Origin of the sequence: Campylobacter sp. BCW_4323, from assembly GCF_001763115.1 — a bacterium.
Classification (GTDB): Bacteria; Campylobacterota; Campylobacteria; order Campylobacterales; family Campylobacteraceae; genus Campylobacter_D; species Campylobacter_D jejuni.
Map to the genome: position 1 here is coordinate 49,546 of NZ_MJYC01000080.1, position 12,195 is coordinate 61,740.

9 protein-coding genes and 2 pseudogenes are annotated in these 12,195 nt (G+C 31.8%); 4 read left to right on the forward strand and 7 right to left on the reverse strand.

Annotated features, from left to right (window positions below; genetic code table 11):
- Positions 1-100 precede the first annotated feature (100 nt).
- Entirely contained in the window at positions 101-2,674 is a 2,574-nt protein-coding gene (locus AJN60_RS07955) for an ATP-dependent Clp protease ATP-binding subunit (RefSeq protein WP_070286221.1), read from the forward strand.
- A 28-nt stretch (positions 2,675-2,702) separates the two neighbouring features.
- Here the strand turns inward: AJN60_RS07955 and AJN60_RS07960 are convergent, their stop codons facing one another.
- The 3 genes from AJN60_RS07960 to alaS are packed head-to-tail and all read right to left on the reverse strand — an operon-like array spanning position 2,703 to position 7,710.
- A complete protein-coding gene (locus AJN60_RS07960) occupies positions 2,703-4,634 on the reverse strand; it encodes a penicillin-binding protein 1A (protein ID WP_070286222.1) in 1,932 nt (643 codons plus the stop codon).
- Positions 4,631-5,182: a septum formation inhibitor Maf gene (gene maf / locus AJN60_RS07965; protein ID WP_070286223.1), complete on the reverse strand. Its 552-nt coding sequence runs from the start codon at positions 5,180-5,182 to the stop codon at positions 4,631-4,633. The genes AJN60_RS07960 and maf overlap by 4 nt, the downstream gene beginning before the upstream one ends.
- Complete coding sequence (gene alaS / locus AJN60_RS07970) at positions 5,182-7,710, reverse strand: alanine--tRNA ligase (protein ID WP_044779939.1); 2,529 nt, start codon at positions 7,708-7,710, stop codon at positions 5,182-5,184. The genes maf and alaS overlap by 1 nt, the downstream gene beginning before the upstream one ends.
- Positions 7,711-7,824: 114 nt before the next feature.
- Between alaS and AJN60_RS07975 the strand changes: the two genes are divergently transcribed.
- The 3 genes from AJN60_RS07975 to hemH are packed head-to-tail and all read left to right on the forward strand — an operon-like array spanning position 7,825 to position 10,683.
- Positions 7,825-8,898, forward strand: coding sequence for a DegT/DnrJ/EryC1/StrS family aminotransferase (locus AJN60_RS07975; protein ID WP_044779940.1), 1,074 nt, complete (start codon positions 7,825-7,827; stop codon positions 8,896-8,898).
- A gap of 4 nt (positions 8,899-8,902) precedes the next feature.
- Positions 8,903-9,769, forward strand: a complete 867-nt coding sequence (locus AJN60_RS07980) for a Gfo/Idh/MocA family protein (RefSeq protein ID WP_002861237.1) — start codon at positions 8,903-8,905, stop codon at positions 9,767-9,769.
- Positions 9,766-10,683 (forward strand): ferrochelatase, encoded by a 918-nt coding sequence (gene hemH / locus AJN60_RS07985; protein ID WP_002861236.1) that lies wholly within the window; start codon positions 9,766-9,768, stop codon positions 10,681-10,683. The genes AJN60_RS07980 and hemH overlap by 4 nt, the downstream gene beginning before the upstream one ends.
- Before the next feature lie 66 nt (positions 10,684-10,749).
- Here hemH and AJN60_RS10170 read toward each other — a convergent pair whose 3' ends face one another.
- From AJN60_RS10170 to AJN60_RS10185, 4 genes and pseudogenes are all read right to left on the reverse strand, one after another.
- Positions 10,750-10,869, reverse strand: coding sequence for an ammonium transporter (locus AJN60_RS10170; RefSeq protein WP_126224537.1), 120 nt, complete (start codon positions 10,867-10,869; stop codon positions 10,750-10,752).
- A gap of 92 nt (positions 10,870-10,961) precedes the next feature.
- Entirely contained in the window at positions 10,962-11,099 is a 138-nt protein-coding gene (locus AJN60_RS10175; protein WP_002861234.1) for an ammonium transporter, read from the reverse strand.
- A pseudogene (locus tag AJN60_RS10180) lies at positions 11,086-11,364 on the reverse strand (hypothetical protein). The gene AJN60_RS10175 and the pseudogene AJN60_RS10180 overlap by 14 nt, the downstream one beginning before the upstream one ends.
- Positions 11,365-11,372: 8 nt before the next feature.
- Positions 11,373-11,915: pseudogene (locus AJN60_RS10185) on the reverse strand (ammonium transporter).
- Positions 11,916-12,195 lie beyond the last annotated feature (280 nt).

A 12,195-nucleotide genomic window follows, 5' to 3' on the forward strand; every position in this document is an offset into this window, starting at 1 on the left:
TCATTTGTCCTATTATTTAAAAAATTTTACTCAATTAACTTGACATTATATGACTAAAGTTATATAATGCCAAGTATATAAACCAAATAAAGGATAAAACATGGCAAATATACAAGATTTTTTAACTGATAATATGCTTTCAAACCTTGAAAGTGCAGCATCTTTAGCTATACATTCTAAAAATACCGAAGTCGTATCTTTGCACCTTTTATGGGCTTTAAGCGTAGATAGTACAAGTATTTTAAATCAAATTTTAAATAAATTAAATATTTCTAAAGAAGCCTTAGAGCTTGAAATTAAAAGCAGAATTTCAAAACTTGCAATGAGTTCAAATGTAAACCGTGAAAATATACGCTTTTCCAATGAACTTATAAATTCATTAGAAAATGCTAAAGGATTGATGAGTGCTAATGGAGATAGTTATTTAAGTGTGGATACTTGGCTTATAAGTGAAAGTCAAAAAAGTCCTATTAAAGAAATTTTAGCGCAATTTTTAGATTTAAGAGAATTTCAAAAAGAGCTTGAAAGTCTAAGGGCAGGACGCAAAATAGATAGCAAAACAAGCGATGAAACCTTAGATAGCTTAAATAAATTTGGTATAGATTTAACCTTAAAAGCAAGTGAGGGTAAACTTGATCCTGTTATAGGTAGAGAAGAAGAAATCGAACGCTTGATGCAAATTTTAATACGTAAAACCAAAAATAACCCTATACTTTTAGGTGAACCAGGTGTAGGAAAAACAGCTATAGTAGAAGCTTTAGCGCAAAGAATTATCAAAAAAGATGTTCCAAAATCTTTACAAAATAAAAAAGTCATCGCTCTTGATATGAGTGCTTTAATTGCAGGCGCAAAATACAGAGGAGAATTTGAAGATAGATTAAAAGCTGTGGTTAATGAAGTGATAAAAAGTGAAAATATCATTCTTTTTATCGATGAAATTCACACTATAGTAGGTGCTGGAGCGAGTGAAGGCAGTATGGATGCGGCAAATATTTTAAAACCCGCTCTTGCAAGAGGTGAACTCCATACCATAGGCGCAACTACTTTAAAAGAATATCGTAAATATTTTGAAAAAGATGCAGCCTTGCAGCGCCGTTTTCAGCCTGTAAATGTAGGTGAGCCAAGTGTTAATGAGGCTTTGGCTATGTTAAGGGGTATAAAAGAAAAGCTTGAAATTCATCATAATGTAACCATAAATGATAGTGCTTTAGTAGCCGCGGCTAAACTTTCAAAGCGTTATATAGCAGATCGTTTTTTACCTGATAAGGCTATTGATTTAATCGATGAAGCTGCAGCTGAACTGAAAATGCAAATTGAAAGCGAACCAAGTTCTTTAAGAAAAGTACGCAAAGATATAGAAACTTTAGAAGTTGAAAATGAAGCTTTAAAAATGGAAAATGATGAGAAAAATCAAAAAAGACTCGATGAAATCACAAAAGAACTAGCTAATTTAAAAGAAAAACAAAATGCCCTAAATTCACAGTTTGAAAATGAAAAAAGTGTTTTTGATGATATAAGCACTAAGAAAAAAGAAATTGATCTACTTAAAAATGAAGCTTCTTTAGCTAAAGCTAGAGGTGAATTTCAAAAAGCAGCCGAGCTAGAATATGGAAAAATTCCAAGTCTTGAAAAAGAAGTAGAAATTTTAGAAGATAAATGGAAAAAAATGAGCGAAAATGGAGTTTTACTTAAAAATCAAGTAGATGAGGATTTGGTTGCTGGAATTTTAAGCAAATGGACAGGTATTAGCGTGCAAAAAATGCTAACCTCTGAAAAACAAAAATTCTTAGAAGTGGAAAAACATTTAAAAGAAAGTGTCATAGGACAAGATAAGGCCTTAAGTGCTTTAGCTAGAGCCATTAAACGCAACAAAGCAGGACTTAATGCGGACAATAAACCTATAGGAAGCTTTTTATTTTTAGGGCCAACAGGGGTAGGAAAAACACAATCAGCTAAAGCTTTGGCGAAATTTTTATTTGATGATGAAAAAGCAATGATTCGCTTTGATATGAGTGAATTTATGGAAAAACATAGTGTTTCAAGACTCTTAGGTGCGCCTCCAGGATACATAGGGCATGAAGAAGGTGGAGAGCTTACTGAAGCTGTACGAAGAAAACCTTATAGCGTGCTTTTGTTTGATGAAGTTGAAAAAGCGCATAAAGATGTATTTAATGTGCTTTTAGGAATTTTAGATGATGGTAGAGCAACCGATAGCAAAGGTGTAACAGTGGATTTTAAAAATACCATTATCATTTTAACTTCTAATATCGCCTCAAGTGCTATTATGAATTTAAGTGGAAAAGAACAAGAAGATGCGGTAAAAAATGAGTTAAAAAATTTCTTTAAACCTGAGTTTTTAAACCGCTTAGATGATATTATCACCTTTAATCCACTTGGAAAAGATGAAGCTTATGAAATAGTCAAGCTTTTATTTAAAGATTTACAAATGAGCTTAGAAAACAAGGGGATAAAAGCAAGTTTAAGCGAAAATGCAGCCCTTTTAATCGCTAAAGATGGTTTTGATCCTGATTTTGGTGCTAGACCTTTAAGAAGAGCTATTTATGATCTTATAGAAGATAAATTAAGCGATATGATACTTGCTGATGAACTTCATGAAAATGATAGCATTATCATTGATGCAAAAGATGATGAAATAATCATCAAAAAAGCTTAATCATTTTGAAAGTAGAAAGGAACTACTTTCAAAATATAATCTCACTTTCATTAAATTTCATATTTGCTTTTGGTAATGGTGATTTGGTGGTATAATAAGCACTTTCTCCTTTGTAATTTCCACGATAAACTCCATTAGGAATGCTAAATTTTCTAGTTGTATCAGGGAATTTTTCTATATATTGAGTTAAAAATTCTCTAAACACAGGAGCAGCCGTTCTAGCACCACCTTCTGTATAACGCATAGGCTTGTTGTTATCATTTCCATACCAAATGATTGCTTCTATTTCAGGCGTAAGTCCACAAAACCAAGCATCAACACTTTTATTCGTTGTTCCTGTTTTTCCTGCTATTTCTATATCTTTTACTCTTGCATTACGCCCTGTGCCTTTTTCAACAACATTTCTCATCATATCTAAAACCAGAAAACTTTGCGCTTCATTGCTGACTTTACGCTCATTTGAGTTAAATTCCATGATGGTTTTACCGGTTTTATCCTGAACTTGTCTGATAATTTGAGGATCTTTAATTATACCATAGTTCCCAAACATGGTATAAAATTTCGAATACTCCAAAGGAGAAATACCAAAACTTCCCAATACGATTGATAAATTAGGCGGTATATCTTTAAATCCAAATTCCATTAGTTTAGAGTAAAGAACATCAAGCCCCATATCAAGTGCGAGATTAATGGTAGCTAAATTTCTTGATCTTGTTAAAGCTTCTTTTAAGGTAATTAAACCTAAAAATTTACCCCCTTCATTTTTAGGTTTCCAATCCTCATTATTACCCGCTCCACCTTCAAAAATTCTAGAAATATCAGCAATTTCACTCATAGGCGAATATCCTAAATTAATCGCCACTTGATACACAAAAGGTTTAAAAGAGCTTCCAGGTTGACGCATACTTTGAGTAGCACGGTTATAATTACTTTTTTCATAATCAACCCCACCTACCAAAGCTAAAACATCACCACTTTGATGATTTACCACGACCATGGCTCCGTTTAAAGTGCTTAAATTTGCATCTTTATCGCGTTTTACTATCTCATCATAACCAAATTTCAAAGCATTCTGCGCCATATTTTGAACATCTAAGTCTATATTTAAAATGATTTTATATCCACCTGTTTTTAAGTCTTTGATATTAGGGCTTAATTGTTTAATCACTTCATCTACGACATAAGGAGCAGTATTTTGAGTAAGCGTATCATCATAAACTTGCGGAATTTCTTTGATGGCCGTATCATAATCTGCTTTTGAAATCCAACCTAGATTATACATTCTTGAAATAACATTATTTGCTCTTGAAATGGAAAGATCTAAATGCTTTGTAGGATCATAACTGCTAGGTGCTTTTGGCATACCTACTAGCATAGCAATCTCTTTAAGGCTTAATTCATTTAAATTTTTATGAAAATACCCCAAAGCTGCGGTTTTTACTCCATAATACCCATGTCCAAAAAAGATAAAATTTAAATATCTTTCTAAAATTTGCTCTTTAGTTAAAATGGTTTCCATTTTATAGGCAAGCAAAGCTTCGCGAATTTTACGTGTAATAGTTCTTTCAGGGGTTAATTCCGTGTTTTTAATAAATTGCTGGGTAAGAGTGGAAGCTCCTTCCATGGTTTTTCCACCGCTTTTTATGATTTTTACAGCAGCTCTAAAAATGGCATCGATATTAACTCCATTATGTTCAAAAAAGCTTGTATCTTCTATAGCAACCAAAGCTTCTATAAGGCGTGGAGGAAGCTCTTCATAAGGAGCGTAAAAACGATGTTGTTCAAAAATATTAGCCACGAGCTTGCCATTTCTATCGTAAATTTGTGTTGTAAGAGGAGGTTTGTATTCTTTAAAAGTATAACCCTCAGTATCAGCACTTGTGAAAAGATAAGCCACATAAATAAATCCAGCTATAAACAAAAGAGTAAAAAATGAAAAAATATATTTTAATATTTTCATAAATAAGCCTTTAAAGTTTGGATATCAAGCCCTAAAGCAGTGCTTAGATTTCCTACTTGTTGGGTGATGAAATTTTGATGAAAACCCTCACACATAATACAACCCGCCTTGCCTTTATAAAGATCATTTTCTACATAATCTCTTAAAGCATTTTCATCAAAATTTTTAAAATAAAGCGTAGTTTTTGAAAGAGAAAAAACTCTTTTTTCAGGTTTTACAAGCAAAAAAGCCGATAAAATACTTGCATACTTTCCATTTTGCAAGGCAAGCATTTCATAAGCTTCTTTTTTATCCTTTGCTTTGGTAAGAATTTTTTCATCTATACAAACTATACTATCTGCAAAAAGCAAATTTTGGTTTTGAAAATCTTTGCCTAAAGTACTTAAAAATTGTCTTTCTTTTTCAAGAACTATTTTTTGAACATATAAAAAAGGTGAAATATTTTTATTTAAATTTTCATCATAATCAAAACTAACTTGCCTAAAATCAATCTTTGCGGTTTTAAGCAAGTTAACCCTTGAAATGGAACTTGAAGCAAGAATTAACATTAAAGTGCTTTTTCTATCGTTTCTAAGCTTTGTTTTAAAGCTTCATCAATTTTGTTTAAATCTTTTCCACCTGCAGTAGCAAAATCATCTCTTCCGCCACCATTTCCACCTAAAATTTGCGCCGCTTCTTTAACTAAAGCTCCTGCTTTTAAAGGCGCATCTTTAACACCAGCTGCTAAAGTGATTTTTTCATCTTTTACTTGGATAAGTAAAATCACCGCTTTAGCAAATTTGTTTTTAAAATCATCAATCATAGCTTTAATATCGCCATTATCTATACGCTTTACGCAAATTTCAACACCTTGGATATTTTTAGAATCAAGCTCGGTTTTACTTGAGTTTTTAAGCTCATTTTTTAAACTTAAAATTTCATTTTTAAGTTTCTTAATCCCGCTTAAAATATCATTATTTTTAAGCTCATTTTTTGCTTTAGAAAGTTCTTCAAGTTGATTTTTTACAAATTCTAAAGCCGCTTTAGAAACCACAGCTTCAATGCGTCTAACCCCAGCACTCACACCACTTTCTTTAACTATGTAAAAACTTCCTATTTGAGCAGTATTTTTAACATGAGTTCCTCCGCAAAGTTCCTTGCTTTCACCTAGAGTTAAAACACGCACATTGCCTTGATATTTTTCATTAAACAATGCTATGGCACCGCTTTTTTTAGCTTCTTCTAAAGGCATATTTTCTAATATAGCTTCACTTGAGTTTATAATCATTTCATTCACTCTTTTTTCAATGCTTTCTAGCTCTTCTTTGCTTAAAGCTTTATGATGAGTAAAATCAAATCTTAGTTTATTGCTTTCAACCAAAGATCCTGCTTGGCTTACATGAGAACCTAAAATTTCTCTTAAAGCATGGTGCAAAAGATGAGTAGCTGAGTGGTGGCGTGCGATTTGCTCTCTTTTTTCTGTATCGATTTTTGCATGAACCGTATCGCCAACTTTTAGTTCTTCACCTGCTTTTACAAAGCTAAGATTGAGATTAAAAAACTTTTGCGTATCTAAAACTTCACACTTAGCTATAAACCCACTATCAGCACTTTGCCCCCCACTTGTCGCATAAAAAGGTGTGTTTTCAAGCATCACCCAACCCGCATCTTTAAGGGTAGAAACTTCTTTAAAATCTTCATCTAAAAGGGCTAAAATTTTACTTTCGCATTCTGCTTTTTCATAACCTATGAAATGATTTTCTCCAAATTTTTCAAGCAAGTTTTTAAAATCTCCGCTTGCAGTTTTATCTCCACTTCCTTTCCAAGAAGCCTTAGCGCGTGCTTTTTGCTCATTCATTAAAAGTTCAAATTTTTCTTCATCAACTTTGAGGTTTTTTTCCCTTAGCATATCAGCCGTTAAATCAAGCGGAAAACCATAAGTATCATAAAGCTTAAAGGCTACTTCTCCGCTAAAAATTTCTTTGGTGTTTTTAAGCTCTTCATTAAAAATTTCAATTCCATTTTCTATAGTGCTTAAAAATCTTTCCTCTTCAAGGCGAATTTGTTCTTTTATAAAGTCTTTTTTCTCATTAAGATAGGTATAATGTCCACCCATTAAATCGCATACAACATCAACTAGTTTATACATAAAAGCTTGTTTAAAACCTAGCAAATATCCATGCCTTAAAGCACGACGCAAAATACGACGCAAAACATAGCCTCTGCCTTCTTTGTCAAAACTTACCCCTTGCGCAAGTAAAAATACACTTGATCTTATATGATCGGCTATTACTCTAAAACTTGCTCCACTTTCATAAACATAAGTTTTATTACAAAGTTTTGAAATTTCATTGATGATTGGCATAAAAAGCGAGCTATCAAAATTACTAAATTTACCTTCTTTAATCGCTGTTACCCTTTCAAGCCCCATTCCTGTATCAATACTTGGTTTTGGCAGTGAGCTAAGCACTCCATCAGCGCTTCTTTCGTATTGCATAAAAACAAGATTCCAGATTTCTAAAAATCTATCTCCATCTCCACCCATATAATCTTCGCTTGAGTTAAAATGCTCTTGTCCTTGGTCATAAAAAATCTCACTACAAGGACCACAAGGACCAGTATCGCCCATTTGCCAGAAATTATCTTTATCGCCAAATTTGTAAATTCTTTCTTTTTGGATGTGTTTTTGCCATAGATTAAAAGCTTCATCATCGTTTTCATGCACGGTTACATAAAGTCTATCTTTAGGTAGTTTTAAAACTTCAGTTACAAATTCCCAAGCATAAGCTATGGCTTGTTCTTTAAAATAATCTCCAAAGCTAAAATTTCCAAGCATTTCAAAAAAAGTATGATGGCGTGCGGTATATCCTACATTATCTAAGTCATTGTGTTTTCCACCTGCTCTTATACAAGTTTGACAGCTTGTTTTGCGTGGAGGGTTTGGGCGTGGAATTTCTCCTGTAAATATACTTTTAAAAGGCACCATACCCGCATTAGTAAAAAGTAAAGTTGCATCATCAGGAACTAAAGGACTTGACGGGGTTATCTCATGTCCTTTTGATGCAAAAAAATCCAAATAAGCTTTTCTAATATCCATGAATTTTCCTAAAGAAATTTTTATAAAAACATATCATACCAAAATTACTTTAAATTAAGTAAAACTAAAATACAATAAACATTTTTATTTAATTTTATTTCTCTAAGGTTTTTTATGAATTTTATCAATCTTCAAGCCCAATATCTCGCATACAAAGATGAAATCAATACTGAAATTGAAAGTGTTTTATCAAGCTCTTCTTTTATAGGCGGTGCAAAGCTTAACGAATTTGAGCAAAATTTAGCTCATTTTTTAGGTGTTAAACACGCTATAGGTTGTTCAAGTGGAACCAGTGCTTTATATCTTGCCTTAAGAGCCTTAGATATTGGCAAAGATGATGAAGTTATAGTGCCTAGTTTTACTTTCATAGCAACAGCTGAAGTTGTGGCCTTAACAGGCGCAAAACCTGTTTTTGTAGATATAAATTTATCAAATTACAATCTTGATTTTGAAGCAGTGCAAAAAGCAATAACCCCAAAAACTAAAGCTGTTATAGCAGTAAGTATGTTTGGACAAATGAGTGATTTAAGGGCTTTAGAAGAAATTTTAAAAGATAAAAATATCACTTTGATCGAAGATGGTGCACAAAGTTTTGGTGCAAGTTTCAAAGGAGAAAAATCCTGCTCTATAGCTAAAATTTCATGCACAAGCTTTTTTCCTTCAAAACCTTTGGGAGCTTATGGCGATGGTGGGGCTATTTTTTGCCATGATGATGAAATTGCTAAAAAAATAAGAATTTTACTCAATCACGGACAAACTCAGCGTTATAAACATGAATTTATAGGTATAAATGGACGCCTTGACACCTTGCAAGCGGCGATTTTAAATGTTAAGTTAAAATACCTAGAAAAAGAATTAGACAAAAGACAAAAATTAGCACAAACTTATAATGCAAATTTAAAAAACTGCCAAATTCCACAAATTGATCCAAATGCTTTTAGCGCTTATGCGCAATACAGCGTTTTAGTTGAAGATAGAGCTAGTGTATTGCAAAAATTCGAAAAAACTAATATACCTTATGCTATACACTATCCAACCCCTTTGCATAAACAACCTTGCTTTAGTGAGTTTTCAAATTTAGAACTTAAAAATTCAGAATATGCAAGCAAACACATCTTATCTTTGCCTTTTTCACCTTTTTTAAGTGAAGAAGAGCAAGAGCAAGTTATTTGTATTTTTAAAGATTAATTCCATGAAAATAGGTATCATAGGCCTTGGAAAAATGGGGCAAAACCACTTAAATGAACTTAGTAAAAATTCTCATTTTAAACTTAATGCACTTTTTGATCTTTGCAAAAATCCAAATCTAAATATTTTTGATGATATTTTTTATGATGATTTGGATAAATTTTTAAATCAAAATAATGATATTATCATCATAGCAACACCTACAAATTCACATTTAGCAATAGCAAAAAAAATTTTTAAACAATGCAAATGCGTTTTAATCGAAAAGCCTTTAGCTCTAAATTTAAAAGAAATAGACGAAATTTCAAATTTAGCTAAAGAATACAGCGTAAAAGTAGGCGTAGGTTTTTGTGAAAGATTTAATCCTGCGGTTTTAGCCCTAAAAAAAGAGCTTGAAAATGAAGAAATTATCAGCATTAACATACAAAGATTTTCACCCTACCCGCAAAGAATCGGCGATGTAGGAATTTTGCAAGATTTGGCTGTGCATGATCTTGATTTGCTTTGTTTTTTAAGCAAACAAGAAATAACAAAAACCAATTTGCTTAAAAAATACACCCAAGATCAAACAAGAGAAAGTGAAAGCATTATTCTATGTGGGCTTGAAAAATGTATTGCTAGCATACATCAAAGTTGGAATAGCACACAAAAACTAAGAAAAATTCATCTTATTACTAAAAATCATTTTTATGAAGCCAATTTAAATGATTTTTCTTTATTAAAAGATGGAAATTTTATAGAACTTACTCAACAAAGTCCACTTTTTTCAGAACACGAAGCTTTGTTAAAACTTATCGATAATCAACCCAATCATCTAGCCAGCACGAGCGATGCTTACAAAGTTCAAGAAATTTTAGAAAGGTTTGCGTGAAATTAGTTTTATTTTTAAATATGGGCGGAGCTACAAATTTACAAGATTGTGAAGTTTTTTTAAAAAATATGTTTAATGATCCTTATATTTTAGGAATCAAAAATCGATTTTTAAGAAAATTTGTAGCATGGATCATAACAAAGGCTCGCGTTAAAGCCATGCAAGAAAACTATAGAAAAATGGGTGGAAAATCCCCTTTAAACGAACTTACTCAAAGCCTGTGTAATAAACTTAATTTAAAACAAGATGAATTTAAATTTGATTTTGTAAATCTTTATGTGCCTCCTTTTGCCACAGAAATTTTGCAAAAATACACTTTAAATGAAAATGATGAAATTATTCTTTTTCCACTTTATCCGCACCATTCTTGCACCACAGTAACTTCATCTTTAGAAGTTCTGCAAAATGAAATTTCAAAGCAAAAAATTCAAGCAAAAGTAAAAACTATAGATATTTTTTACAAAAATGAGCTTTATAATGAGATGATAGTTTCGCACATTTTGGATAAAAAAAGTAAATTTGATGCCAAAATTTTGATTTTTTCAGCGCATTCTTTACCACAAAGCATTATTGATAAGGGTGATTTATACGAAAAGCATGTAAATAATCATGTAGAAATTTTAAAAGAAAAATTAAAAGATCATTTTGATGAATTTATTTTAGCTTATCAGTCCAAACTAGGCCCTGTAAAATGGCTTGAACCAAATACAAGCGATATTTTGGCAAATTTAAACGATAAAGCTTTGATTTATCCTATTTCTTTTTGCATTGATTGTTCTGAAACGATTTTTGAACTAGGTATGGAGTATAAACATTTAGCAAAATGTGATTATGATTTAATAAGTTGTCCTAATGATAGTGATGAATTTATGGAATTTATTTTAAAATATTTATCTGATCTTAACCAAGAATGAATTTGAGACCCTTGTCTATCATTTTTTTAAAGATTAACAAGGACTTTTTGGTAAAAATTTAGTTGACTAAGCCAAAGTATAAGCTTTTTCTCCGCGCAAACTCACATCTAAGCCTTTTTGTTCTACTTCTTCTTTCGCTCTTAAGTCTACAAAATAAGAAATGATCTTAAAAATAATAAAGCTTATGAGAGCTGAAAAACATACAAATCATAATAGCAAGAATTTGCTCTTTTAAAAGCTCTAAACTTCCACTGATAAAAAATCTCGCCAAGCGCATTTTAAGCAATCACATTAGGATTTACTTTAGCACTTGCAAAAAGCCCTGTAGCAATTCCTCCCCAAACACCTCCGATTCCGTGTAAAGAAAAAGTATCTAAAGAATCATCCCATTTGAGTTTGTATTTAATAAAACTCAAACCAAAATAACAAAATACAGAAAGACAAAGCTCCTATAACAAGAGAAGCATAAATATCTACATAACCGCAAGCTGGAGTAATCCCTACAAGCCCGCTAAGTCCACCTAAAATAGTCAGTTTTTATGGATGAGCCACTCAAGCACTACCTAAGATAAAAAGCCACAAGCTGCTGATATAATACTTAACTATAAAAGCATTGATAGTATTACCATTCATTTCACCAACGCTTCCAGCATTAAAACCCAGCCATCCTATAAAAAGCAAAATCGCACCTAAGAAAGCATAAGAATAGAATGCGCGTTTTTATCCTCATCATCGCTTTTTCCAGCACCCACCATCAAAGCTCCTACAAGTCCAGCAACCCCAGAGCCAATATGCACAACACCATCCCCAGTAAAATCAAGACTTCCTCTTTTAAGCAAAAACCCCTCGCTACTCCGAATCATATGCACTAACACATCATAAAATAAAGTACTCCAAAAAAGCAAAAATATCACCAAAACACCCAGTTTATTTCTTCCTACCAAAGAGCCTGTTATGATGTCAGATGCAATAAGTGCAAACATCATTTAAAAAATCACAAAAAGAATATTTAGAACACCTGAAGCATTGTATCCGCTAATACCCTTTAAGAGAAAATTCTCGAAATTTCCTACAAGCCAAAGTCCTTCATCTTTACCAAAAGAAAGGCTAAATCCAAGCACTACCCATTGTAAAGTAATGACACTAAAAACAATAAAGCAATTCATTATGGTATTGAATGTATTTTTACTTCTTACCATACCCAAATAAAATATTGCCAAAGCTGGAGTCATAAGCAAAACTAGCAAAGTACACAATACAATAAAACTTGAATTTACCGCATTCGCTTACCTACCCTTGCTTACAAAATATAATTACAAGATAATTATATTTAAAATGATTTAAAAAATATAAATTTAAGAAATATTTTATATATTTTTTTATAAAAATTTATTTTTTTATTTTAAATTACTATAAATAGGGATTTAAAAAATATTTTACTTCTCTATAATTCAAATTTACTAGCATTAAAATAAAAATTTGGGCTAAACTAAAAAACAACAAAGATAAAAA